Genomic DNA, 23,902 nt, shown 5'->3' on the forward strand with positions numbered 1-23,902 from the left:
GTCACGCCTTCACGAAATCGACATGACGATATGCGGACGAGGTCTTTCGCTCACGTGACACGGTGACCTACATTGCCTGCGCGTTACACAGGCGATCAGTGAGGGGACGGCCACGAAATGTCAGATGTGCCTGAAGTGAGACATCCAGTGGTGACACCGGTCCGCGTCATCATCGCCGTGTGCCTGTTCGCGCCGTTCGTGGCGCTGCTCTGGGTCGGCTCCTACACGAAGATCGACCCGACGTTCATCGGCGTGCCGTTCTTCTACTGGTACCAGATGCTCTGGGTGCTGATCTCGACGGTGTTGACGATGACCGCCTACAAGCTGTGGCAGCGCGACCAGCGGACCCGCCATGGAGGTAACCGGTGAACGACGGCGTGAACGGCGTCGCCCTCGGCGTCTTCATCTTCTTCTTCCTGGCCGTCACGGCCCTGGGCTTCCTGGCCGCGCGCTGGCGCCGGGCCGACAACGAGCAGAGCCTCGACGAATGGGGCCTGGGCGGACGGTCGTTCGGCACCTGGGTCACCTGGTTCCTGCTCGGCGGCGACCTCTACACGGCGTATACGTTCGTGGCGGTCCCGGCGGCGGTCTACGCGGCGGGCGCGGCCGGCTTCTTCGCGGTGCCCTACACGATCCTCGTGTACCCGCTCATCTTCACGTTCCTGCCCCGGCTCTGGTCGGTGTCGCACAAGCACGGATACGTGACGACCTCGGACTTCGTGCGCGGCCGCTTCGGCTCCAAAGGTCTTTCGCTGGCGGTGGCGGTCACCGGCATCCTCGCGACGATGCCGTACATCGCCCTCCAACTGGTCGGCATCCAGGCCGTGTTGGACGTCATGGGCGTCGGCGGCAGCGCGAACTCCAACTGGTTCGTGAAGGACCTGCCGCTGCTGATCGCGTTCGCCGTGCTGGCGGCGTACACCTACTCGTCCGGCCTGCGCGCACCCGCGCTGATCGCGTTCGTGAAGGACGGGCTGATCTACATCGTGATCGCGGTGGCGATCATCTACATCCCGATCAAGCTCGGCGGCTTCGACGACATCTTCAGCGCGGCGGGCGCCAAGTTCAAGGCGGCGGGAACGGGCGGGCTCGTGCCCGCGCCGGCGGGCCAATGGACGTACGCGACACTGGCGTTGGGCTCGGCACTGGCCCTGTTCATGTACCCGCACTCGATCACCGCGACCCTGTCGTCCAAGAGCCGCAACGTGATCCGCCGCAACACCACGATCCTGCCGCTGTATTCACTGATGCTGGGCCTGCTCGCGCTGCTCGGCTTCATGGCGATCGCGGCCGGAGTCAAGGTCACCAACGGCCAGTTGGCGATCCCGCAGCTCTTCGAGAACATGTTCCCGGACTGGTTCGCGGGCGTGGCCTTCGCCGCGATCGGCATCGGCGCCCTGGTCCCCGCGGCCATCATGTCCATCGCGGCGGCGAACCTCTTCACCCGCAACATCTACAAGGACTTCATCAAGCCGGACGCAACCCCGGCCCAGGAGACAAAGGTCTCGAAGATCGTCTCCCTCCTGGTGAAGGTCGGCGCCCTGGCCTTCGTCCTGACGATGGACAAGACAGTCGCCATCAACTTCCAGCTCCTGGGCGGCATCTGGATCCTCCAGACCTTCCCGTCCCTGGTGGGCGGCCTCTTCACCCGCTGGCCCCACCGCTGGGCCCTCCTGGCCGGCTGGGCGGTCGGCATGATCTACGGCACCCTCGCGGCCTACGGCGTCGCCTCCCCGACCCAGGACCACTTCGGCGGCTCCTCCAAGAAGATCCCCGGCATCGGCGAAATCGGCTACATCGGCCTGACGGCGTTCGTGATGAACGTGGTGGTGACAGTGGTCCTCACCTTCGCCCTGAAGGCCTTCAAGGCTCCGGAGGGCGTGGACGAGACGAGCCCCGGCGACTACACGGCAGACGCGGGCGACCCGGGCGTGGAGGTAGAGCTACCTCCGGCAACAGCAGGGGCAACCCACTAGCGCAGGTGAGTGTGCCAACTTAAGGGGCGCGGGGAACTGCGCGACCAGCCACACACGACCCATAGCGGGCCACCGAGAGCACCCCCCTCGGCGGCCCGCTGTTCGTACACACTGACCCACATGGACATCCTCATCCGCCGAGCAATCCCCACCGAATACGACCCCCTCGGCACCCTCACAGCAGACGCCTACCTGACCGACGGCCTCCTCGACTACGGCGAGACCGACCCCTACCTCCCCGTGCTCAAGGACGTAGCAAGCCGAGCCGCAGCCGCCGAAGTCCTCGTCGTGGTGGACGGCGACCACCTCCTCGGCGGCGTCACCTTCGTCCCCGGCCCCGGCCCCGTCGCAGACATAGCGCGCCCTGGAGAGACGGAAATCCGCGCCCTCGCGATCGCCCGCACCGCCAGAGGCCGCGGCGCCGGCGAGGCCCTCGTCCGCGCCTGCATCGACCGCGCCCGAGCCACCGAGGGCTGCACGGCCGTAGTGCTGTCGACCCAGAGCTCCATGCACGCGGCCCACCGCATCTACGAACGCCTGGGTTTCGTCCGCACACCCGACCGGGACTGGAATCCCGTGCCACACCTGGACGATCTCACTCTGCTCACCTATCAACTGACGCTCTGAAACCGCCGCGACACAACATCTGGTGGTGCCACGACAGCCCGGCACAAGATGTATGCTCATGCTCGCTGTCGCCGCAGGGGAATCCGGTGCGAATCCGGAACTGTCCCGCAACGGTGTACTTACGTGCATATGCACGCATGGTCAGTCCGAGGACCTGCCGACGGCGCGCGTCCGGCCACCCGGCCAGGGCGCATGACGTCCGGGCCTCGTGGAGTGGGCCGGTGGACGCGACGCCCCGTGCGCTCGTGTACTGCCGCCTGCCCTCGGCGAGGCCCCGTGCCGAGCGAGGGAGAGCCCCACCGTGACCATCGCGCCAGCAGAGCCGGCATCAGCGACCCAGGCGAACGAGGCGATCGCAGCGACCGCGACCGGACCCGGAACCGAGCTTCCCGGAACGGTTGTTCAGGACGCCGACGGCCCCGGTACCGCGATCCTGCGGACCCTGACCGCGCTGACCGCCGACCTCCCCGACGCCGACCCCGGCCGGGTCGCCGCCGCCACGTTGCGCGGCCGGTCCGCGCACGCGGACCTGGCGGAACTGCGCGAGCTGGCGACGGAGGCGGCCGCCGGCCTCATCTCCGAGGACCCGGTCTACTCCCGCCTCGCCGCCCGGCTGCTGACGATCAGCATCGCCGCCGAGGCCGCCTCCCAGGGCGTCACGACGTTCACCGAGTCCGTCGCCGTGGGCCACCGCGAGGGCCTCATCGCCGACCGCACCGCCGAGTTCGCGACGCTGCACGCGGCCCGCCTCGACGCGCTGATCGCCGCCTCCTTCGATGAGGGCGCCGACGACCGCTTCGGCTACTTCGGCCTGCGCACCCTGTACAGCCGCTACCTCCTCCGCCACCCGATCACCCGCAAGGTCATCGAGACGCCCCAGCACTTCATGCTGCGCGTGGCCGCCGGTCTCGCGGAGGACGACTCGACCCGCGCCCTGGACGAAGTGGCCGCGCTCTACCGCCTGATGAGCCGCCTGGACTACCTCCCGTCCTCCCCCACGCTCTTCAACTCCGGCACCCGGCACCCCCAGATGTCGTCCTGCTACCTCCTCGACTCCCCGCTGGACGAGCTGGACTCCATCTACGACCGCTACCACCAGGTCGCCCGCCTCTCGAAGCACGCGGGTGGCATCGGACTGTCGTACTCCCGCATCCGCAGCCGGGGTTCGCTGATCCGGGGCACGAACGGGCACTCCAACGGCATCGTCCCGTTCCTGAAGACGCTGGACGCCTCGGTCGCCGCGGTGAACCAGGGCGGCCGGCGCAAGGGTGCGGCCGCGGTGTACCTGGAGACCTGGCACTCCGACATCGAGGAGTTCCTGGAGCTGCGGGACAACACCGGTGAGGACGCCCGCCGTACGCACAACCTGAACCTGGCGCACTGGATCCCGGACGAGTTCATGCGCCGGGTGAACGAGAACGGCGACTGGTCGCTCTTCTCCCCCGCCGACGTGCCCGAGCTGGTCGACCTGTGGGGCGACGAGTTCGACGCGGCCTACCGCAGGGCGGAGGCGCAGGGGCTGGCGAAGAAGACCATCCCGGCCCGTGACCTCTACGGCCGCATGATGCGCACCCTCGCGCAGACCGGCAACGGCTGGATGACCTTCAAGGACGCGGCCAACCGCACCGCCAACCAGACCGCCGAGCCGGGCCACACGGTCCACTCCTCGAACCTCTGCACGGAAATCCTGGAGGTCACGGACGACGGCGAGACGGCGGTCTGCAACCTGGGTTCGGTGAACCTGGGCGCATTCGTGGTCGGTGACGACATCGACTGGGAGCGTCTGGACGAGACGGTCCGCACGGCCGTCACCTTCCTGGACCGCGTGGTCGACATCAACTTCTACCCGACCGAGCAGGCGGGCCGTTCCAACGCCCGCTGGCGCCCGGTCGGCCTGGGCGCGATGGGCCTCCAGGACGTCTTCTTCAAACTCCGTGTCCCCTTCGACTCCCCGCAGGCGCAGGCCCTTTCCACCCGCATCGCCGAGCGCATCATGCTCGCCGCGTACGAGGCCTCCGCCGACCTCGCCGAGCGCAACGGTCCGCTCCCGGCCTGGGAGAAGACCCGCACGGCCCGCGGTGTCCTGCACCCCGACCACTACGGCGTGGAACTGACCTGGCCCGAGCGCTGGTCGGCACTGCGGGAACGTATCGCCCAGACCGGCATGCGCAACAGCCTGTTGCTGGCGATCGCCCCCACGGCGACGATCGCCTCGATCGCGGGCGTGTACGAGTGCATCGAGCCGCAGGTCTCGAACCTCTTCAAGCGCGAGACGCTCTCCGGCGAGTTCCTGCAGGTCAACTCCTACCTGGTCGACGAGTTGAAGCAGCTCGGCGTGTGGGACGCCCGCACCCGCGAGGCCCTGCGCGAGGCCAACGGCTCGGTGCAGGGCTTCAGTTGGATCCCGGAGGACGTCCGCGCCCTTTACCGCACGGCGTGGGAGATCCCGCAGCGCGGCCTGATCGACATGGCCGCCGCCCGCACCCCGTTCCTGGACCAGTCCCAGTCCCTGAACCTGTTCCTGGAGACGCCGACGATCGGCAAGCTCTCCTCGATGTACGCGTACGCCTGGAAGCAGGGCCTGAAGACGACGTACTACCTGCGCTCCCGCCCGGCGACCCGCATCGCCCGCGCGGCCCAGGCCCAGGCCCAAACCCCCATCCCCGTACAGCAGTTGACCCCCGACGAAGACGCGGTCGCCTGCTCCCTTGAGAACCCCGAGTCCTGCGAGGCGTGCCAGTAATGAGCTCCACCGAAAAGAACCTCCTCGACCCGGGCTTCGAGCTGACCCTCCGCCCCATGCGCTACCCGGACTTCTACGAGCGCTACCGGGACGCGATCAAGAACACCTGGACCGTCGAGGAGGTCGACCTCCACTCGGACGTCGCCGATCTCGCGAAGCTGACGCCGGGTGAGCAGCACATGATCGGGCGGCTGGTCGCGTTCTTCGCGACGGGTGACTCGATCGTGGCGAACAACCTCGTGCTGACGCTGTACAAGCACATCAACTCCCCCGAGGCGCGGCTGTACTTGAGCCGCCAGCTCTTCGAGGAGGCCGTGCACGTCCAGTTCTACCTGACGCTGCTGGACACCTACCTCCCCGACCCGGAGGACCGGGCGGCCGCCTTCGACGCGGTGGAGAACATCCCCTCCATCCGCGAGAAGGCCGAGTTCTGCTTCAAGTGGATCAACGAGGTCGAGAAGCTGGACAGCCTCCAGACCCAGGCCGACCGCCGTCGTTTCCTGCTCAACCTGATCTGCTTCGCCGCGTGCATCGAGGGGCTGTTCTTCTACGGCGCGTTCGCGTACGTCTACTGGTTCCGCAGCCGGGGTCTCCTGCACGGTCTCGCCACCGGCACCAACTGGGTGTTCCGCGACGAGACCATGCACATGAGCTTCGCGTTCGAGGTGGTCGACACCGTCCGCAAGGAGGAGCCGGAGCTCTTCGACGACCAACTCCAGCAGGAGGTGACCGACATGCTGCGCGAAGCCGTCGAGGCGGAGCTGCAGTTCGGGCGCGACCTGTGCGGTGAGGGTCTGCCGGGCATGAACACCGACTCGATGCGCCAGTACCTGGAGTGCGTCGCGGACCAGCGGCTCCAGCGGCTGGGCTTCGCTCCGGTCTACGGTTCCGAGAACCCCTTCTCCTTCATGGAGTTGCAGGGTGTGCAGGAGCTGACGAACTTCTTCGAGCGCCGCCCGTCGGCGTACCAGGTGGCCGTAGAAGGCACGGTCGACCTGGACGAGGACTTCTAGGACTCCCCTAGAGGACCGCCAGTCCCCTTTATCTGCCTCTTACTTCGCGGACGGCCCATGGAGCTTCCATGGGCCGTCCATGGAGTTTCTATGGAGCGGCAAAGTTCATGGGGCGCGTCTGTTCGCGGTCTCGTCACCCCGGCTACGTTCCACCCGTCCTGTTCATGTCATTCACCAATGACCCCACAGGACGCTCAAAGTGTCATGCCCATGACGATGCCATCTGCCGCCGCTACGCGCGTCACAGGCCTGCCACCACGCCGAGGAACCCCACTCCCACGATGGAGGCAGTACCCCCATGCGTGAAAAGCCCAGACGGAGTCTGCGAAGACTGCTGACCGCCGCCATACCCGCCCTCACCCTCAGCGTCTTCGGGCTCGTGGCGGCCTCCCCCGCCGACGCGCAGCCCGCCCCACAGGCCGCCGTCCAGTCCGCCCAGGTCTCCAAGGTCACCCAGAACTCCAAGGCCCTGACCGCCCCCGCGGCCCAGACCGTCCACTCGACCGGCAAGGCCGGGCAGAAGGTACCGACCGAGCGCCTCTGCGCGACCGCGGCCCCGGGTTCTGCATCCTGCTTCGCCCAGCGGCGCACCGACATCAAGCAGCAACTGGCCTCCGCCGTGCACGCGGACGCCGCGGCCGCGGTGTCCGGGCTGAGCCCGGCCAACCTGCACAGCGCGTACGCGCTTCCCTCGACCGGTGGCTCCGGCCTGACGGTCGCGGTGGTCGACGCGTACAACGACCCCAACGCCGAGTCGGACCTGGCCACTTACCGCTCGAACTTCGGCCTCTCCGCCTGCACCAAGGCGAGCGGCTGCTTCAAGCAGGTCAGCCAGACCGGCTCGACCACCTCCCTGCCGACGAACGACACCGGCTGGGCGGGCGAGGAAGCGCTCGACATCGACATGGTCAGCGCGGTCTGCCCGAACTGCAACATCATTCTGGTGGAGGCCACTTCGGCCACCGACGCCAACCTCGGCACCGCCGAGAACGAGGCCGTCACCCTGGGCGCGAAGTTCGTGTCCAACAGCTGGGGCGGCGACGAGGCCTCCACGCAGACCTCCGAGGACACCTCGTACTTCAAGCACCCGGGTGTCGCGATCACCGTCTCCTCCGGTGACGAGGCCTACGGCGCCGAGTACCCGGCAACGTCCCAGTACGTGACGGCAGTCGGCGGCACCGCGCTGTCGACGTCGTCCAACTCCCGCGGCTGGACCGAGTCCGTGTGGAAGACCAGCAGCACCGAGGGCGGCGGCTCCGGCTGCTCCGCCTACGACGCGAAGCCGACCTGGCAGACCGACACGGGCTGCACCAAGCGCATGGAGGCCGACGTCTCCGCCGTGGCCGACCCCGCCACCGGCGTGGCCGTCTACGACACCTACGGCGGCTCCGGCTGGGCGGTCTACGGCGGCACCAGCGCCTCGTCCCCGATCATCGCGGGCGTCTACGCGCTGGCCGGCACCCCCGGCTCCAGTGACTACCCGGCGAAGTACCCCTACTCCCACACCAGCAACCTGTACGACGTCACGAGCGGCAACAACGGCTCCTGCTCGACGAGTTACTTCTGCACCGCGGGCACCGGCTACGACGGCCCGACCGGCTGGGGCACCCCGGACGGCACCGCCGCCTTCACCTCCGGCACCACCACGGGCAACACGGTGACCGTCACCAACCCGGGCAGCCAGTCCACCGTGACCGGCTCCACGGCGAGCCTGCAGATCTCCGCCACCGACAGCGCGAGCGCGACTCTCACCTACAGCGCGAGCGGGCTGCCGACCGGCCTGTCGATCAGCAGTTCCACCGGGCTGATCTCCGGCACCGCGTCCACCGCCGGCACCTACGCCGTCACGGTGACCGCGACCGACTCCACCGGCGCCTCCGGCTCGGCCTCCTTCACCTGGACGGTCAGCACCTCCGGTGGCGGCGGCACCTGCACCTCGACCCAGCTCCTGGGCAACGCGGGCTTCGAGTCCGGGAACACCACCTGGACCGCGACCAGCGGGGTCATCACCAACGACACCGACGAGGCGGCCCACGCCGGTTCGTACAAGGCCTGGCTCGACGGCTACGGCTCGACCCACACCGACACGCTGTCCCAGTCGGTGACGATCCCGTCCGGCTGCACGGGCACGACGTTCACCTTCTACCTGCACATCGACACGGCGGAGACCAGCAGCACGGCTTACGACAAGCTGACGGTCACCGCCGGATCGACCACCCTGGCCAGCTACTCCAACCTCAACGCGGCCACCGGGTACGTCCAGAAGAGCATCAGCCTCTCCGCGTACGCCGGCTCGACCGTCACGCTGAAGTTCAGCGGGGTCGAGGACTCCTCGCTCCAGACCAGCTTCGTCGTCGACGACACCGCCGTGACGACCAGCTGACCCTCGTATGAGCTGGACCCCGGCCGTCTCGCAGCGGCCGGGGTTCTGTCATGTCCACGGATATTGCACTGCTCAGGAGGGATCCGGATGCGTCCGTGACACGTCAAAGGGGCAAAGGAGGCCCCCCATGCGCCGATCGATTCTTGGTCCGTCCCTCGCCGTCGCCACCCTGGCGCTCGCCCTCACGGGCTGCGGCGGTACGAAGTCCGACACCGGCAGCGGCAGTGTGTCGCCGTCGTCCTCCCCCACGCCGAGCAAGAGCCGGTCGGCCTGTACGGCGAAGGAGACCCTCGCCGCGACCGACACGAACGGCACGTTCTGCGTGACGACCGGCAACACCGTCCGCATCCTGCTGGACGGGACGACGACCCGTCCCTGGGCGCCGGTGAAGACCGTGGGCAGCGGCCTGAAGGCCACCAACAGCGGGATCCTGATCCGCCCCGGCGACGCGAGCAACGCGTACGAGGCGGTCTCGGCCGGGACCGTGAAGCTCACGTCGTCCCGGCCGCTGTGTGCGACCGCGCCGCACAAGATCTCGTGCAAGGGCATTCAGGAATGGTCGGTCACCGTCGTGGTGTCGAAGTGATCATCCGGTGGGCGGTCCGGATCTGACGGTCGATGCGCCGGTCGTGCGCGATGCCGAGCAGCGACGGGAAGGTCACGGCCACGAGGATGCCGACGACGGTGAGGAGGGCGATGAGGTTGTCCATGGCTGTGTTCATGGACATGAGTCTCGTCCTTTTGACTCCTTACCGTGAGTGGCAGGACTGCCGTACACCCTCGATTTACTGCCAGTCGAGGCGCACACTGACCCCATGCTGAAAAACGTGGCCGTGGTCCTGCTCGACGGAGTCGCCCCCTTCGAACTCGGCGTCGTCTGCGAGGTGTTCGGCCTCGACCGCAGCGACGAGGGCCTGCCGGTCTACGACTTCGCCGTCGCCTCGGCCGAGGGCCCGACCCTGACCACCCACGCGGGCTTCTCCCTGACGGTCGAACACGGCCTGGAGCGCCTGGAGACCGCGGACCTCATCGCCGTACCGGCCGGCGCGACCTATACGGAACGGGAGTACCCGGAGGAGCTGCTCGACGCCCTGCGACGGGGCGTGGACCGGGGTGCCCGGGTGCTCAGCGTCTGCTCGGGGGTGTTCGTGCTGGCCGCCGCCGGACTGCTGGACGGGCGGCGGTGCGCGGTGCACTGGCACCACGCGGAGCTGCTCGCCCGGCGGTATCCGAAGGTCGTCGTGGAGCCGGACGTGCTGTACGTCGACGAGGACCCGGTGATCACGTCCGCCGGCACCGCGGCCGGGATCGACGCCTGTCTGCACCTCGTGCGCAAGGAGCAGGGTCCGGAGGTCGCCAACGCCATCGCGCGGCGGATGGTCGTGCCGCCGCACCGCGACGGCGGCCAGGCCCAGTACATCGAGCGGCCGCTGCCGCGCTCGCAGTGCGACACGGTGGGCGAGGTGCTGGTGTGGATGGCGGAGCACCTCGACCAGGAGGTCACCGTCGAACAGCTCGCCGCCCGCGCCCTCATGTCACCGCGCACCTTCGCCCGCCGCTTCCAGCAGGAGACCGGGACCACGCCGTACCGCTGGATCCTGCGTCAACGGGTGCTGCTGGCCCAGCAGTTGCTGGAGGGGACGGACGAGACGATGGACGCGATCGCCTGGCGCGCCGGCTTCGGCACCGCGCCCGCCCTGCGCCACCAGTTCGTCCGGGCGCTCGGCACCACCCCGAACGCCTACCGACGCACGTTCAGGGGCCCGGAAGCCGCCTGAACGCACGCCCGTCACCTCACCTCGGCAGGGGCCTGAGCAGCAGCCGGTGCGGGTGGAGGGTGATGCCGATGCGGGTGGCGTCGTTCGAGCCGGACACCTGCTCGAAGCGGTACCTCGTCGCCACCGCCGCCGTGAGCAGGCTCAGCAGGGCCATCGAGAAGTGGTCGCTGGGACACTTCCGGTTGCCGTTGCTGAACGGGCTCATGGCGAACTTCGGTACGTCCTTGGACCGTTCCGGAAGCCAGCGGTCGGGGTCGAAGTCCTCGTTTCGGTCATACGAACGCGGGTCGCGCTGGATGGCGTAGGGGCTGTAGATGATGTCGGCCCCGGCCGGAATCCGATAGCCGCCCAGTTCGGTGTCGGCGACCGCCCGCCGCGTCAATATCCATACGGCGGGAAGCAGCCGCAGTGTCTCGACGACGACATTGTTCGTGTACGTGAGCCTGCGGACGTCGTCGAATGCCACCGGGCGGCCGCCCGTTACGGATTCAACCTCTTCGCGTATCTTGTCGGCGTGTTCCGGGTGTTCGGTGAGGACCTGGAGCAGCGACATGATCGTGGACGCGATTGTCTCGCTTCCGGGGGTGAGGATCGCGACGACCTGGTCGTGGATCTCCTGTTCCCCGATCGGGTCGCCATTGTCGTCCGTCGCCTCCAGCAATGCTGTCAGCAAATCGTCCGGCTTTTGACCGGATTCGCGCCGCTCGGCGACGATCTCGTCGACCAGGAGATGCAAATCGGCCAATGCCCGGTTGAATTGGCGGTTGGCCGGGAGGGGCAGCCGGTAGAGCGGTCCTGCCGGTACCACCATCCGCCGGTACATGCCCCGGAAGACGGTGGCGAGCGCGACGCACAGCCGCTCGGCGCGCTCGTCCATGAAGTCGCCGCGCAGCAGACAGCGGGCCGCGACCCGCACGGCGACCCGGAAGGACTCGGAGGTGCAGTCGATCGTCTCGCCGGACTTCCACCGCTCGGTGAGCGCGTGCGCCTCCTCCTCCATGATCGGCCCGTAGCCGGGGATCGCGTCGAGCCGGAACGCGGGCTGGATGATGCGCCGTTGGCGCCGGTGCAGGGACCCGTTGGCGGTGGCCACGCCCTCCTTGCCGAGCAGTCCCTCCAGGGACTCCCACAGCGGGCCCGCGATGATGAACTCGGGGTTCAGCGCCAGGGCGCCGGTGAGAGCGGGCGCGGTGACGGCGTAGACCGTCTTGGGGCCGAGGCGGAGCCTCACGACGTCACCGTGGTCGCGGAGTTGGGCCATGAAGGCCAGCGGGTCGCGGACCAGCTTCCAGCCGTGGCCGAGAAGCGGGACCCGGCCGCCCGCGACGGGCGGCTCAAGCAGCTCCGGCACCTCGGGTGCCGCGGGCTTCACAGACTCGACGGTCATTTCTCACCTGCCGCTTCGTTGTTGACGTACGGGGGTGTGGACCGGTCGTCCCAGCTGTCGACCATGTAGCGGCCGGACTCGTGGTGGAACCAGTAGACGGTGCTGAACCAGTTCCGCATATTGCCGAGGCAGGTCCTTACCGCGGCGCTCAGTTCCATTCCGCGCACGGTGCCGTCGTCGAGCTGTTCGGCGAGACGTAAGGTGTCCTGTTCGGCGACGAGGAATTCGGCTATGCATTCCTCGATACGGCGCCTCAGTTCGGCGACCGCGTCCTCAAGGGTCAGCCCCTCGTGTTTGATGAGGCTTATTCCGAGATTGTGGACCTCGTCGCCCGCGATCTCCTTGGGCAGGGAGCAGAGGTCGTTGTACCAGGCGGCGAATTCCTGACTGAGCAGTGCCGCCCGCCGATATCCCGGGTGTTTCCTTACGGAGTCCGGGAGTTCGAGCCCCGCACTCGCCTCCAGCAGATCGGTCCAGATCCAGTGGGCGAAGGTGAGCCGGCGCAGTGCGAGGTATTCCTCGACCGTGGGGACGGTCCCCTCGGTGCGGTTGCGGAATTCACGGTCGTAGGCCTCGATGACCGCGTGGAAGTGCCGGGCGAACCGCGCGTTCCAGGTGTCGGGCAGGAACGAGTAGATCCGCATCATGCTGTCGGCGAACCCGACGACCAGGGGATCCGGGTGGAGCAGATGGTGCCGTGGTGAATCCAGTGCCGCGTGCAACCGGAACCTCAACCGCCGCCAGGCGTCGGGGCGTTGGTGCACGATGTCCCGGTCGTGGCGGTCGTCCCAGACGAAGAACCACGCGCTGTAGTCCGCTATCGCCTGGAGCACCTCGTCCGGTGCGCCCAAGTAATACCCGGCCATCAGGTCCGTGTAGCAAAGACCGTCGGCATATTCCCTTACCTTGTCCCCCGACATGAGGCGCTTTTCCAGCAGCCAGACACGTGTCCTCTCCTGGAGCCTGGGCCAATACGGATGCAGTTGCCGGGGAAACGCGGCCTCGATCACCGGGAGAGAGAGCGACGGTGGAACCGCGATCGCCGTCGTTACCGTTGCCGTTGTCGATGTGGTGCTGTGTGAGAAAGCAGGCACGAACAAACCCCTCTCAGCCGCCAGTTGCGCACGCCCCTCCCGCCGTACCGGGCGTGCGCCGTTGCGTATCCCCGCACTTCCTATTCAGCACCACAACTGACCGTTCTGGGAACGGATTTGCTCCCTTCACTACCCCCAAGTGCCGAGAATCCCCCCTTGCGTGACCGATTTTGGATCACTAAGCGAGCACAAACGACCGAATGTGCGAGGGACAGACGAACGGCGCCTGGTCAGGGAGTTGCACCTGAACAGACGCCGTACGTAAGGGAGATGTGTCGACCGATGGGGTCGGCCGGATCAGTCGTTGGCGACCACGGGGTAGCGGGGCTCGTTCTCGGCCATCTGCCGCAGCGCGTCCTTGCGGTCACGCTTGGACAGCCGGTCGATGTAGAGGTAGCCGTAGAGGTGATCGGTCTCGTGCTGCAAACACCGAGCGAAGTAGCCGGTGCCGCGGACCTTGATCGGGTTGCCCTTCTCGTCCTGCCCGGTCACCTCGGCGTAGTCGGGCCGTGCGAGCGGCGCATACGCGGTCGGCACGGACAGACACCCCTCGTTGCTCTCGTCCAGATGCCGCTTGTCGGCGGGCAGATCGACGAGCTTGGGATTGCAGACGACACCGACGTGCCGTTTGCCCTCGTCGTCCATGCAGTCGTAGACGAAGACCTTCAGGTCGACGCCGACCTGGTTGGCGGCGAGGCCGACGCCCTCGGCGGTGCGCTGCGAGGCGAACATGTCGGCCACCAGCGTCTCCAGCTCCGCGCCGAAGTCGGTGACGTCCCTGCACTCCTTGTGCAGCACCGGATTCCCGACGACCGTGATCGCCCGCGAGACCCCCCGCTCCCGCCAGGCCGCCTCACGCTCCTCGGTCCCCTCGGTGTCGATGACAAAACCCTCGTCATCCACGGGGAGCACGCCCACGTGCTGCTGATCGGTGTCCTGCTGCGCCATGCCGACGAACGCCTTCCTCAAAACCAAGGGGGGATTACTGCGAATACAGGGTACGTGCAGCGCCCCGACAGGGGCGCGGGGCTGTGCTCAATGCGGCTCCGCCGCGTGGGCGCCACCAGCGACAACGCCCTGTCTTTTGTCTTTCAGGGGCGCGGGGAACTGCGCGACCAGCCACAACGGACCCGCGGCCGAACGAAGTCCTCAGCAGACCTCTTCCAGATCTCGCCAGTCCCGAGAGTCAGGGCTGTCGGCAACCCACCCGTCCAACAACCCCCGAACAAGCGACGCCGGCGCCGCAAGCCCACACTCCCGCTCCGGCACCCACAACTGCCCGTCCGTCCGATGCCCCAGCGGCCCAGGATGCCCCGGCTCACTGTGATCATGCGGATCAAGATGCTCCCCGTCCCCCTCATCGGAGGGCATCCGGGACTCGGAACACATCCGGCACAGCAACCGCACGGAAGAAGACCAGTCCTCCGCCGCGAACCCCGCATCCGCAGCCAACTGCTCCAGCGCATCCCGATCGGCCTCGGCGGCAGCCTCCAGCAGGACAACCCACGTAGGCACAGGAGACGGCGCCCACAACTCGATCTCGTCGAACACGGGATACGAGTGCCCGGCGGCGGTCGTCCGCTCCCCGTGCGGCACCCCGTCGTGGAGCACGACCTCACCCCACCGCCGCCCGGACGAGGGAAGCGGAATGGACAGCACCTCGATCCGCGCGGGATCCAGCCGCCGCCCCCACACCACCTCGGCCTCCCCTTCCGGAGACAGCCGCACGGCCGCACTGCCGAGATCCATGCCCGCCGGCTCACCCGCCCCGGTGACCCCACCCGGCACCCGCAGCCCGTACGCCTGCCAGGCCCGCCGCGCCAGCGGCCAGTCCTGGAGCGCGGTGGCCGCGATACCGACGTTCCACCAGTCAGGCGCGCCGGCCTCCCGGTCGAGCAGCGCGACGGCCCGCAGCCCGGCCGCCCGCGCCTGCTCCCAGTCGTGCCGGAACTTGTGGAGAAGGGCGAGGTTGAACCAGGACTCGGACAGCCAGGGCTCCAGATCGGCGGCCCGCGTCAGCAGCGCGCCCGCGTCCTCGTACCGACCGTCGCCGATCAGCGTGAACGCGCGGTCTGTGGCCTGCCGCCAGGAGGCGGAGGGCCGGTGCCGTCCCTTGCCGAAGATCCTCACGATTCCCGCCTGCCAGTTCCGTTCAGTGGGCTGGCTCTGCCCCCGGACACCCTCTTCTTCGCATCCAACCACGTACGGCTGGGAGGGCGCTCATTACCCATGGGTTACCCAGCCGAAGGCAAGGTCAGACAGTCCCGGGACAGTACCCGGGCCAGTGCTTCCACGACCTCGGGAGCGTAGTCCCCGGCGGTCCCGAGGCGCAGCTCCTCCAGCGCCTGCAGAGGCCCGCCGGGGCCGCCTGCCCGGGTTTTCTCCTCGTACGCGTTCACGGCCCGGACGATCCGCGCGGACAGCGGCTGCTCCCGGCACGGGTCGGCCTGCCGCTCCACGACGGCCGCCACCTGAGGACTCACCCCGGTCTGCCGTACGACGGCCCCGCCGAGCAGGGCTATCCGCCGCTGCTCCTCCGCGGGGAGTACGGCGGTGGCGCCGGCCGGTACCGGGTCGACGAGGCTGAGCTGGCCGATGTCGTGCATCAGGGCTGCGTACTCCAGGACGGTGAGGTCGGGCTCGGACAGCCCCAGGTCCCGGCCGACCGCCTGGCACAGCGCGGCGACCCGGCGGGCGTGCCCGGCAGGCGTGTATCCGGCTATCTCGGTGGACCGGGCGAGGGAGGCGATGGTCTGCCGGTAGGTGTCCCGTACGGCCGCGTACCGCCGGAAGGACAGCTGGGTCAGCAACAGCGGCAGCGAGAACACGGGCAGCGCCCACAGCCCCACGACGGCGACCGCCAGCGCCATCACCGCGCCGGTCGCGCACACCGCCGACCCGATCCCGAGCATCCCCCGCAGCTCGTCCCGCAGCAGCGGCCCGAACGGCCACCGGGTGCGCGAGTGCGCGAGCGCGGCGGCGAGCACGGCGTCGCAGAGCGCGGTGAGGGAGAGCAGCGCGAGCAGGAGCAGGGCGTAGGCGGGGCCGCCCCAGTGTCTGAACACGCCCTGGTTGTACAGGGGTTGGAAGCAGACGGCCGCGAAGCCGACCGTCAGGATGCGGCGGGCCATGTGGTCGGGGGTGCGGCTGTGGCCGCGGGCGATGTGCGGGACGCAGCCGACGAGGGTGGCGGCGACGACCACAGCGACGGTCTGGAAGACGCCGTGGTGGGTGGGGTCGCCTGCGTCGGCGCCGAGGAGAGCGTAGGAGAGGGCTCCGGCTGCGCCGAGCGGGGCGGTTTCCCTGAGACCGGTCGTGCCGTTCCACCGGCTCAACTCGCCTACGGCTACGAGGAGTCCGAAGGCGAGGGCGACGGGGGGTTCTTCGAGGCCGGTGCGGAGGGTGAGGGTCAGGGAGGTGAGGGCGAGGAGGGCGGCGGAGGTGTGGATGAGGGTGAGGATGAGAGGGGGGCGGGGTGAGGGCATTTCGTCAGCCCCTCAGCACAGTGGAAACGGGCGGGCCGGGTGGGAAGACAATGGACGACTGGACCTCGTCGGCTGTCACCGCCGGATGCCACCCACACCGCCCCAGCGCCCGCGCCAGCGCCCGGACCATCAACGGGTCGAACTGCGTACCGGCACAGCGCGACAACTCCTCCAGCGCGACAGACACCGGCCGAGCGCGACGGTAAGACCGAGTAGACGTCATGGCGTCAAACGCATCAGCCACAGCAACTACCCGTGCGGACTCCGGGATCTGACTCCCCAACAGCCCGTACGGATACCCGCTCCCGTCCAACCGTTCGTGGTGGTGCAGGACAGCCGCACGGGCCTCCCCCAGAAAGCCGATGCCCCGCACCATCTCGTGGCCGTACTCGGGATGCAGCTCGATCACCCGCCGCTCCTCGGGAGTCAGCGGCCCGTCCTTGCGCAGCAACCGCGTGGGGACGCCCAGCTTCCCGACGTCGTGCAGGATCCCGGCGAAGCGCAGCACTTCGACCCGGGAGTCGTCCATCCCCAGCTCCCGCGCGATCATCATCGACGCCTGCCCGACCCGTTCGCTGTGCCCGCGGGTGTACCCGTCCTTGATGTCGACGGCCTGGACGAGGGCGCGGATGGTGGCCTGATGGGCGGCGCGTTCCTGGTGGTACTGGGCGAACACCCACCAGGACACCCCCATCGGCAGCAGCACGAGCAGCGCGGCGACAGGGCCGTAGGGACTGCGCCACAGGACGGCCATCATCAGCCCGGCGAGCCCGTGCACGCCGATGGGCGCCAGGGACCGTAGGAACAGACCGCCCCAGGCCCGCCGTACCGGCATCCGCTCGGCCAGCGCGAGGATCCCGCCGTCGAGCACGGTGAGGACCAGGCAGAAGGCGAGGACGGCGGCCAGGGCGGGCACCAGCGCGTACGGGAAGTCGGAGGCGACGACGGCGTTCCGCCCGCCCAGCGCCCAGTGCACGCGTGCCGCCGCCCACACGCCCAGCGCGAGCTGCGCGGCCCGCCAGCCGCGCCGCAGCCAGGGCGAGCCCTGCTCGACGCGGGAGAACAGCGCCCCCGGCAGCGGCACGAGGGCGGCGGCGGGGGGCGGGAGGAGGAAGGCCGCGGCGAGCAGCACCGGGTAGAAGGTGCCCGCGAAGCGGCGCCGGGCGACCTGCTCGCAGCCGGCGTAGAGCGCGGCCAGCAGCGCGACCGCCCACCAGGGTGTGTGGACGGTCGGCAGCGGAAGCAGGCACCACAGGGCGCCGGCGACGACACAGACGACGTACGCACGTGCCCGTGCCGGTGTCGCCTCCATGGCTGACGCCCTTCCCCCGACCATGCCTGTCCAGGCCGAGGAGCCTAGGGCGGTCGGGGGCGGCCTGCGGGCGTATCACCCGCGGATTAGCACGTTCGAGTGACGATCGCCCGTTCAGGAAACCGTCGGGGCGTCAGGACTCCTGGGGGGCGGCCGTCAGGTCGTGCTCGGGCACGGTCTGCCCGGAACGGATCAGATCGAGCCGTCCCAGGACCTTGGCCCGCAGGTCGGTCGGTACGTCGTCCTGCCCGCAGCACCGCTTGACCAGCTTCTTCACGGCCTCTTCGAGCCCGTACTTCTCCAGGCACGGCGAGCACTCCGTGAAGTGCTGCTTGAACTTGGCGCGGTCGACGTCCGGCATCTCGCTGTCGAGGAACTCGTAGAGATGGTCGAGGACCTCACTGCAGTCCGTTTCGTGCGGCTCTCCGCAGCTCATGAGCCCGAGCCTTTCGCTTCGTTCGACTCTCCGGCGCCGGCCGGGACCAGTCCGCGGTCACGCGCGTAGTCCTCGAGCATGCCGCGCAGTTGACGACGGCCGCGGTGCAGCCGGGACATCACCGTACCGATGGGTGTCCCCATGATGTCCGCGATCTCCTTGTAGGCAAAGCCCTCGACGTCCGCGAGATAGACGGCGATGCGGAATTCCTCGGGGATCGCCTGGAGCGCTTCCTTCACATCCGAGTCGGGCAGGTGGTCGAGCGCCTGCGACTCGGCGGAGCGCAGACCGGTCGACATGTGCGACTCGGCACGCGCGAGCTGCCAGTCCTCGATCTCCTCGGCCGCGGAGCGCTGGGGTTCACGCTGCTTCTTGCGGTACGAGTTGATGAACGTGTTGGTGAGAATCCGGTACAGCCACGCCTTGAGGTTGGTGCCCTCGCGGAACTGGTGGAAGGACGCGTACGCCTTCGCGTACGTCTCCTGCACCAGGTCCTCGGCGTCGGCCGGGTTTCGCGTCATGCGCAGCGCGGCCGAGTACATCTGGTCGAGGAATTCGAGCGCGTCCCGCTCGAAGCGCGCACTGCGCTCCGAGGTCGATTCCGCTGTGACCTCGCTCGTGCCCTGGCCCTCGGGCTGCTCCGCCTGGCCGTGTTCGGTCCCTGCGTCGGTACCGGGAACCGGACCCACCTCCTCAAGATTCCGGGTGGCCTCGAAGCCGATGCCACCAGAATCGGAGGATAGACGACGATCCGGTCCGCCCGCCGCCCCAATGGGGGTGGCCTTGGTCGCGTGCAGCACCGACCAGTCCAGGTCGGGGCGGCTGCTACGGGCCGGGCAGAAGGTCGAACCCATGCGGCGGACTTCCTTTCTACGACTCTCTATGTCCGCCACAACAGTGGTAGGGGCCCCGGCATTCCCGCGCTTTACCCGAGTGTTCGAGTCCACTCCACCACGCGCCCCGTGATGATCTCCAGAGCCTCGTCCTGCCCGATCTCCGCCCGCTTCGGCACCGCGAACCCGTGATCGCCGTACGGCACCTCGACCAGCCCGAAGTCTCCCTCCGGGAACTCCGCCGGTTTCCCGAAGGGGTCGTTCCCGCCCTGCACGACGAGCGTGGGCACCCCGGCGCCGAGCAGTTCGCCGGCGCGGGACTTCTCCGGCTTGCCCGGCGGATGCAGCGGGAAGCTCAGGGCGAGGACGGCAGCGGCACCCAGCTCCGTAGCCGTACGACAGGCCACGCGGGCTCCGGCGCTGCGGCCCCCGGAGATCACCGGCAGGCCGGGCTTCGCAACCGCCGGCCAGATCCCCCGCCACCCCACGTCGAGCGTCTTGGGCGCGGGCGCCACCTTCTTCCCGGCGACCCGCCACGGCTGCTCGACCAGCGCCACGCTCACCCCGTGCCCGGGGAGGACAGCGGCAAGGGCCCGCAGATCCCGCGCCTCGATGCCGCCACCGGCACCATGACTGACGGCGAGGACGAGCCGCGCCTTCTCGGCCGGGTGCCAGGTGACGCGGGCGGTCCCCGCGTCGGTCTCGACGGTCTCGACAGTCTCGACGGTCTCGCTGGAAATGATCTCGCTCACGCTAGAAGAGTGTGCCCTCCTCGGGCCCCTCCAGCTCCTTCAGCAGCTCCGGTCCGTTGTTGCGGACGTTGCTCACGGCCGTGGACACCGGGTACGCGCGCATCAGCCCGGCGGGCGGCGGGGCGAGCAGCTCGCGCAGGTCGTCCGGGTCGGTGCGGGCGGGGTCGAGCCAGGAGTCCCAGCGGTCCGGGGTGAGCATCAGGGGCATCCGGGGATGGATGTCGGCCAGCGTCTGCGGCCCCTCGGCCGGGGGCACCGCCAGCGGGGTCGTCTCCGCCTCGGTGGTGATCACCGAGCAGGTGACCCACCAGGCGAGCGGATGGTCGTCGGGCAGGGTCCGGTCCCGCCAGAACTCGTACAGCCCGGCCATCGCGAAGACCGAACCGTCGGCGGGCAGCACGAAGTACGGCTGCTTGCGCTGCCGCTTCTTCCTGCCCTCGACCTCCAGCTCCCGCTCGTCCTTGGCGGTGACCCACTCGTAGTAGCCGTCGGCGGGGATGATGCACCGCCGGGTCGAGAAGGCGCGACGGTACGACGGCTTCTCGTGCACGGTCTCGGCACGTGCGTTGATCATCCGCGCCCCGCCCTCGGGCGTCTTCGACCAGCTCGGCACGAGCCCCCACTTGAGCCGACGGAGCTGGCGAACCGGCTTCGGGCTGTCCGCGTCTTTAAGTGGACGGTCGAGGACTGCATAGACCTCTTTGGTCGGGGCCACGTTGTAGTCGGGGGCCAGAACCTCCTCGGGCTCCCACTTCTCGACCTCAAAGACTCCTGCGAGATCCTCGGGCCCACGACTCGCTGCATACCGTCCGCACATACGTGCCAGACTGCCAGATTCGACGACCACCACGGGAGCCTCCGCCGCCAATGGACAGCACCGCAATCACCTCGTTCAGCGCCCTCTGGGACGAGGTCTTCGGCAGTCAGCCCGACCCTGATCTGTGGGTGGTCATCGCCACCATGGTCGCCGCGCTGGCCGTGGTCGTCCCGCACGGCCTGTGGCGCCTCTCCCGCAATGCCATCACCATCGCCCACGAGGGCGGCCACGGCCTGGTGGCCCTGCTCACCGGCCGTACCCTCACCGGCATCCGCCTCCACTCCGACACCAGCGGCCTCACGGTCAGCCGAGGCAAGCCCCACGGCCTCGGCATGATCCTCACGGCGGCCGCCGGCTACACGGCTCCCCCACTCCTGGGCCTCGGCGGCGCGGCCCTCCTGGGCGCCGGCCACATCACGCTCCTCCTGTGGCTGTCGACCCTGTTGCTGATAGCCATGCTGGTGATGATCCGCAACGCCTACGGCGCCCTCACGGTCATCCTCAGCGGAGCAGCCTTCCTCCTCGTGTCCTGGCTGACGGGCCCCCAGGTGCAGGCAGCCTTCGCGTACGCGGTGGTGTGGTTCTTGTTGCTGGGAGGAGTCCGCCCCGCATTCGAGCTCCAGGCAAAGAGGGCGAGGGGCGGCGCGGGAGACTCGGACGCGGACCAACTGGCGCGCTTGACCCACGTACCCGCAGGCCTGTGGTTCTTCTTGTTCCACCTCGTCTCCCTGTGCTCTCTGATAGGCGGGGGACGCTGGCTACTGGAGCTATGACGCGCCCCGAAGGGGCAGGCGTCCACGGGCGCGGGGCTGTATCTATTCGCGGCTCCGCCGCGCGGGCGCGACCAGCCCCAACGGCGCGGCACCCGAAAGACGGCCTACTTATACAGTGGGTCACATGGCCCCGAACAACGACCAAACCGCCCTCTGGCCCGCTCCCCACGCCCACGGAGCCGTCGACGCGACGGTCCACGTCCCGGGGTCCAAGTCCGTAACGAACCGCGCCCTCGTCCTCGCCTCCCTCGCCAGCGAACCGGGCTGGCTGCGCCGCCCCCTCCGCTCCCGGGACACCCTCCTGATGGCGGCCGCCCTCCGCGCGATGGGCGTAGGCATCGAGGAGGGCGTCGGCACGGAGAAGGGCTCCGGCGAGTTCTGGCGGGTCATCCCCTCAGGCCTCCACGGCCCGGCCACGGTCGACGTCGGCAACGCGGGCACGGTGATGCGCTTCCTGCCCCCCGTCGCCGCCCTGGCCAACGGCCCCATCCGCTTCGACGGCGACCCGCGCTCGTACGAACGCCCCCTGCACGGCGTGATCGACGCCCTCCGCGTCCTCGGCGCCCGCATCGACGACGACGGCAGGGGCGCACTGCCGCTGACCGTGCACGGCGGCGGCGCACTGGACGGCGGCCCGGTGGAGATCGACGCGTCCTCGTCGTCTCAGTTCGTGTCCGCCCTGCTCCTCTCCGGCCCGCGCTTCAACCAGGGCGTGGAGGTCCGCCACACCGGCTCCTCGCTCCCCTCGATGCCGCACATCCGGATGACGGTCGACATGCTCCGCGCGGTCGGCGCCCAGGTGGACACCCCGGAGTCGGGCGGCGAGCCCAACGTCTGGCGGGTGACCCCGGGCGCGCTGCTCGGCCGGGACCTGACCGTCGAGCCGGATCTGTCGAACGCGCAGCCGTTCCTCGCGGCGGCTCTCGTCGCGGGCGGCAAGGTCGTCGTACCGGACTGGCCGGCCCGGACCACCCAGCCCGGTGACCGGCTGCGGGAGATCTTCACCGAGATGGGTGGTTCCTGCGAACTCACCGAGTACGGGCTGGAGTTCACCGGTTCGGGTGCCATCCACGGCATTGACGTGGACCTGGGCGAGGTCGGCGAACTGACCCCCGGCATCGCGGCCGTGGCCGCCCTCGCGGACTCCCCCTCGACCCTGCGGGGCGTCTCGCACCTGCGGCTGCACGAGACCGACCGGCTCGCCGCGCTCACCAAGGAGATCAACGAGCTGGGCGGTGACGTGACCGAGACCGCCGACGGTCTGCACATCCGCCCGCGCCGTCTGCACGGCGGGATCTTCCACACGTACGAGGACCACCGCATGGCCACCGCGGGCGCGATCATCGGCCTCGCGGTCGAGGGCGTGCAGATCGAGAACGTGGCGACGACGGCGAAAACCCTCCCGGACTTCCCCGACCTGTGGACCGGGATGCTCGGGAGCGACGGGGCGTAGGGGACACACGCCATGCGTCGCTACGGCAAGAACACCGACGAGGACGACATCCGTCAGCGCCCGAACCGCAAGGGCAACCGGCCGCGCACCAACATCCGCCCCAAGCACGAGGAGGCGGTCGAGGGCATGGTCGTCACCGTCGACCGGGGCCGGCTGACGTGCCTGGTCGAGGACCGGGTCGTGATGGCCGTCAAGGCCCGCGAACTGGGCCGGAAGGCGGCGGTGGTCGGTGACCGCGTCGGCATCATCGGCGACCTCTCCGGCGACAAGGACACCCTCGCCCGCATCATCCGCATCGAGCCGCGCACCTCGGTGCTGCGCCGCACGGCCGACGACGACGACCCGTACGAGCGCGTGGTCGTCGCCAACGCCGACCAACTGGCCATCGTCACCGCCCTCGCCGACCCCGAGCCACGCCCCCGTCTCATCGACCGCTGCCTGGTCGCGGCCTACGACGGCGGCCTCGACCCGCTGCTCGTCCTGACCAAGTCGGACCTGGCCTCCCCGGACGAACTCCTGGAGATGTACGGCGCGTTGGGCGTCCCGTACGTCGTCACGAGCCGCGAGGAGCTGGAGAACGGCACCGCGGTGGAACGGGTCCGCAAGCAACTGGACGGCAAGATCACGGCGTTCGTCGGCCACTCCGGTGTCGGCAAGACGACCCTCGTGAACGCGCTGGTCTCGCTGGAGCGGCGGCGCAGCACCGGCATCGTCAACGCCGTCACCGGCCGCGGCCGGCACACCACGACCTCGGCGCGCATGATCCCGCTGCCCGACGACTCGGGCTGGGTCGTCGACACCCCGGGCGTCCGCTCCTTCGGCCTGCACCACGTGGACCCGTCCCGGGTCATCAAGGCCTTCCCCGACCTGGAGCCGGGCACGGAGAACTGCCCGCGCGCGTGCAGCCACGACGAGCCGGACTGCGCCCTGGACCAGTGGGTGGCCGACGGCCACGCGGACCCGCAGCGGCTGTACTCGCTACGGCGGCTGCTGGCGACCCGTGAGCGAACCGAGGGCGACTGATCACCGCCTGACCACCG

General features: G+C 69.2%; 22 protein-coding genes and 1 riboswitch. Of the genes, 11 read left to right on the forward strand and 11 right to left on the reverse strand.

The features are described 5' to 3' along the window. The first annotated feature begins 117 nt into the window (after window positions 1-117). The 7 genes from OG504_RS18935 (at window position 118) to OG504_RS18965 (ending at window position 9,328) form a co-directional block, all read left to right on the forward strand. Window positions 118-369 (forward strand): DUF3311 domain-containing protein, encoded by a 252-nt coding sequence (locus OG504_RS18935; RefSeq protein ID WP_405990881.1) that lies wholly within the window; start codon window positions 118-120, stop codon window positions 367-369. Further along, window positions 366-1,976, forward strand: a complete 1,611-nt coding sequence (mctP, locus tag OG504_RS18940; protein ID WP_405990882.1) for a monocarboxylate uptake permease MctP — start codon at window positions 366-368, stop codon at window positions 1,974-1,976. Before OG504_RS18935 ends, mctP begins: the two co-directional genes overlap by 4 nt. A gap of 120 nt (window positions 1,977-2,096) precedes the next feature. Next, window positions 2,097-2,603: a GNAT family N-acetyltransferase gene (locus OG504_RS18945; RefSeq protein WP_405990883.1), complete on the forward strand. Its 507-nt coding sequence runs from the start codon at window positions 2,097-2,099 to the stop codon at window positions 2,601-2,603. A 17-nt stretch (window positions 2,604-2,620) separates the two neighbouring features. Further along, a riboswitch (cobalamin riboswitch) is annotated at window positions 2,621-2,780 on the forward strand. Between the two features lie 175 nt (window positions 2,781-2,955). Further along, window positions 2,956-5,346: a ribonucleoside-diphosphate reductase subunit alpha gene (locus tag OG504_RS18950; RefSeq protein WP_405996374.1), complete on the forward strand. Its 2,391-nt coding sequence runs from the start codon at window positions 2,956-2,958 to the stop codon at window positions 5,344-5,346. Next, window positions 5,346-6,359 carry a ribonucleotide-diphosphate reductase subunit beta gene (locus tag OG504_RS18955; protein WP_365305138.1) on the forward strand — a complete coding sequence of 338 codons (1,014 nt, stop codon included), beginning with the start codon at window positions 5,346-5,348 and terminating at the stop codon, window positions 6,357-6,359. Before OG504_RS18950 ends, OG504_RS18955 begins: the two co-directional genes overlap by 1 nt. Window positions 6,360-6,657: 298 nt before the next feature. Then, window positions 6,658-8,742, forward strand: coding sequence for a putative Ig domain-containing protein (locus tag OG504_RS18960; protein WP_405990884.1), 2,085 nt, complete (start codon window positions 6,658-6,660; stop codon window positions 8,740-8,742). Window positions 8,743-8,869: 127 nt separating this feature from the next. Continuing rightward, complete coding sequence (locus OG504_RS18965; RefSeq protein WP_405990885.1) at window positions 8,870-9,328, forward strand: hypothetical protein; 459 nt, start codon at window positions 8,870-8,872, stop codon at window positions 9,326-9,328. On the opposite strand, the gene OG504_RS18970 is transcribed toward OG504_RS18965, so the two are convergent. Continuing rightward, window positions 9,306-9,470, reverse strand: a complete 165-nt coding sequence (locus tag OG504_RS18970) for a hypothetical protein (RefSeq protein ID WP_329257156.1) — start codon at window positions 9,468-9,470, stop codon at window positions 9,306-9,308. The genes OG504_RS18965 and OG504_RS18970 overlap by 23 nt on opposite strands. A gap of 87 nt (window positions 9,471-9,557) precedes the next feature. Here OG504_RS18970 and OG504_RS18975 point away from each other — a divergent pair, with 87 nt between their 5' ends. After that, window positions 9,558-10,520 (forward strand): GlxA family transcriptional regulator, encoded by a 963-nt coding sequence (locus tag OG504_RS18975; RefSeq protein ID WP_405990886.1) that lies wholly within the window; start codon window positions 9,558-9,560, stop codon window positions 10,518-10,520. Between the two features lie 16 nt (window positions 10,521-10,536). Here the strand turns inward: OG504_RS18975 and OG504_RS18980 are convergent, their stop codons facing one another. The 10 genes from OG504_RS18980 to OG504_RS19025 all read right to left on the reverse strand — a co-directional run bounded on the left by OG504_RS18980 (window position 10,537) and on the right by OG504_RS19025 (window position 20,636). Next, window positions 10,537-11,907, reverse strand: a complete 1,371-nt coding sequence (locus OG504_RS18980; RefSeq protein WP_405990887.1) for a cytochrome P450 — start codon at window positions 11,905-11,907, stop codon at window positions 10,537-10,539. Then, on the reverse strand, window positions 11,904-13,001 hold the full coding sequence (cyc1, locus tag OG504_RS18985; RefSeq protein ID WP_405990888.1) for an epi-isozizaene synthase: 1,098 nt from the start codon (window positions 12,999-13,001) through the stop codon (window positions 11,904-11,906). The genes OG504_RS18980 and cyc1 overlap by 4 nt, the downstream gene beginning before the upstream one ends. 297 nt (window positions 13,002-13,298) lie before the next feature. Beyond that, the gene (def, locus tag OG504_RS18990; protein WP_393763249.1) at window positions 13,299-13,949 is read right to left on the reverse strand and encodes a peptide deformylase; all 651 of its coding nucleotides are present in this window, start codon (window positions 13,947-13,949) and stop codon (window positions 13,299-13,301) included. Between the two features lie 201 nt (window positions 13,950-14,150). Next, the gene (locus OG504_RS18995) at window positions 14,151-15,131 is read right to left on the reverse strand and encodes a tetratricopeptide repeat domain-containing protein (protein ID WP_033282065.1); all 981 of its coding nucleotides are present in this window, start codon (window positions 15,129-15,131) and stop codon (window positions 14,151-14,153) included. Between the two features lie 104 nt (window positions 15,132-15,235). Continuing rightward, window positions 15,236-16,486 carry an HD-GYP domain-containing protein gene (locus OG504_RS19000; RefSeq protein ID WP_405990889.1) on the reverse strand — a complete coding sequence of 417 codons (1,251 nt, stop codon included), beginning with the start codon at window positions 16,484-16,486 and terminating at the stop codon, window positions 15,236-15,238. 4 nt (window positions 16,487-16,490) lie between these two features. Then, window positions 16,491-17,798 (reverse strand): HD-GYP domain-containing protein, encoded by a 1,308-nt coding sequence (locus tag OG504_RS19005; protein WP_405990890.1) that lies wholly within the window; start codon window positions 17,796-17,798, stop codon window positions 16,491-16,493. Between the two features lie 133 nt (window positions 17,799-17,931). Beyond that, window positions 17,932-18,234, reverse strand: a complete 303-nt coding sequence (rsrA, locus tag OG504_RS19010) for a mycothiol system anti-sigma-R factor (RefSeq protein ID WP_366433849.1) — start codon at window positions 18,232-18,234, stop codon at window positions 17,932-17,934. Beyond that, window positions 18,231-18,923 (reverse strand): RNA polymerase sigma factor SigR, encoded by a 693-nt coding sequence (gene sigR, locus OG504_RS19015; protein ID WP_033282150.1) that lies wholly within the window; start codon window positions 18,921-18,923, stop codon window positions 18,231-18,233. Before sigR ends, rsrA begins: the two co-directional genes overlap by 4 nt. Before the next feature lie 236 nt (window positions 18,924-19,159). Continuing rightward, window positions 19,160-19,819: an alpha/beta family hydrolase gene (locus OG504_RS19020; protein WP_405990891.1), complete on the reverse strand. Its 660-nt coding sequence runs from the start codon at window positions 19,817-19,819 to the stop codon at window positions 19,160-19,162. Window position 19,820: 1 nt separating this feature from the next. Continuing rightward, window positions 19,821-20,636: an SOS response-associated peptidase gene (locus tag OG504_RS19025; protein WP_405990892.1), complete on the reverse strand. Its 816-nt coding sequence runs from the start codon at window positions 20,634-20,636 to the stop codon at window positions 19,821-19,823. Window positions 20,637-20,686: 50 nt separating this feature from the next. On the opposite strand from OG504_RS19025, the gene OG504_RS19030 reads away from it, so the two are divergent. From OG504_RS19030 to rsgA, 3 genes are all read left to right on the forward strand, one after another. Next, window positions 20,687-21,409, forward strand: coding sequence for a M50 family metallopeptidase (locus tag OG504_RS19030; protein WP_393763259.1), 723 nt, complete (start codon window positions 20,687-20,689; stop codon window positions 21,407-21,409). Between the two features lie 124 nt (window positions 21,410-21,533). Next, entirely contained in the window at window positions 21,534-22,862 is a 1,329-nt protein-coding gene (gene aroA, locus OG504_RS19035; protein WP_405990893.1) for a 3-phosphoshikimate 1-carboxyvinyltransferase, read from the forward strand. Between the two features lie 12 nt (window positions 22,863-22,874). Beyond that, window positions 22,875-23,885, forward strand: coding sequence for a ribosome small subunit-dependent GTPase A (gene rsgA / locus OG504_RS19040; RefSeq protein ID WP_318018722.1), 1,011 nt, complete (start codon window positions 22,875-22,877; stop codon window positions 23,883-23,885). The last annotated feature ends 17 nt before the right edge of the window (window positions 23,886-23,902 follow it).

The sequence above is a fragment of the Streptomyces sp. NBC_00986 genome (genome assembly GCF_045162565.1).
Classification (GTDB): Bacteria; Actinomycetota; Actinomycetes; order Streptomycetales; family Streptomycetaceae; genus Streptomyces.

Excerpts from the sequence above, each read along its gene's own strand:
- OG504_RS18935 (WP_405990881.1), top strand. The coding sequence starts at position 118 with ATGTCAGATGTGCCTGAAGTGAGACATCCAGTGGTGACACCGGTCCGC.
- OG504_RS18945 (WP_405990883.1), top strand. The coding sequence starts at position 2,097 with ATGGACATCCTCATCCGCCGAGCAATCCCCACCGAATACGACCCCCTC.
- OG504_RS18955 (WP_365305138.1), top strand. The coding sequence starts at position 5,346 with ATGAGCTCCACCGAAAAGAACCTCCTCGACCCGGGCTTCGAGCTGACC.
- OG504_RS18960 (WP_405990884.1), top strand. The coding sequence starts at position 6,658 with ATGCGTGAAAAGCCCAGACGGAGTCTGCGAAGACTGCTGACCGCCGCC.
- OG504_RS18965 (WP_405990885.1), top strand. The coding sequence starts at position 8,870 with ATGCGCCGATCGATTCTTGGTCCGTCCCTCGCCGTCGCCACCCTGGCG.
- OG504_RS18970 (WP_329257156.1), bottom strand. The coding sequence starts at position 9,470 with ATGTCCATGAACACAGCCATGGACAACCTCATCGCCCTCCTCACCGTC.
- OG504_RS18975 (WP_405990886.1), top strand. The coding sequence starts at position 9,558 with ATGCTGAAAAACGTGGCCGTGGTCCTGCTCGACGGAGTCGCCCCCTTC.
- OG504_RS18980 (WP_405990887.1), bottom strand. The coding sequence starts at position 11,907 with ATGACCGTCGAGTCTGTGAAGCCCGCGGCACCCGAGGTGCCGGAGCTG.
- def (WP_393763249.1), bottom strand. The coding sequence starts at position 13,949 with ATGGCGCAGCAGGACACCGATCAGCAGCACGTGGGCGTGCTCCCCGTG.
- OG504_RS19000 (WP_405990889.1), bottom strand. The coding sequence starts at position 16,486 with ATGCCCTCACCCCGCCCCCCTCTCATCCTCACCCTCATCCACACCTCC.
- OG504_RS19005 (WP_405990890.1), bottom strand. The coding sequence starts at position 17,798 with ATGGAGGCGACACCGGCACGGGCACGTGCGTACGTCGTCTGTGTCGTC.
- rsrA (WP_366433849.1), bottom strand. The coding sequence starts at position 18,234 with ATGAGCTGCGGAGAGCCGCACGAAACGGACTGCAGTGAGGTCCTCGAC.
- OG504_RS19025 (WP_405990892.1), bottom strand. The coding sequence starts at position 20,636 with ATGTGCGGACGGTATGCAGCGAGTCGTGGGCCCGAGGATCTCGCAGGA.
- OG504_RS19030 (WP_393763259.1), top strand. The coding sequence starts at position 20,687 with ATGGACAGCACCGCAATCACCTCGTTCAGCGCCCTCTGGGACGAGGTC.
- aroA (WP_405990893.1), top strand. The coding sequence starts at position 21,534 with ATGGCCCCGAACAACGACCAAACCGCCCTCTGGCCCGCTCCCCACGCC.
- rsgA (WP_318018722.1), top strand. The coding sequence starts at position 22,875 with ATGCGTCGCTACGGCAAGAACACCGACGAGGACGACATCCGTCAGCGC.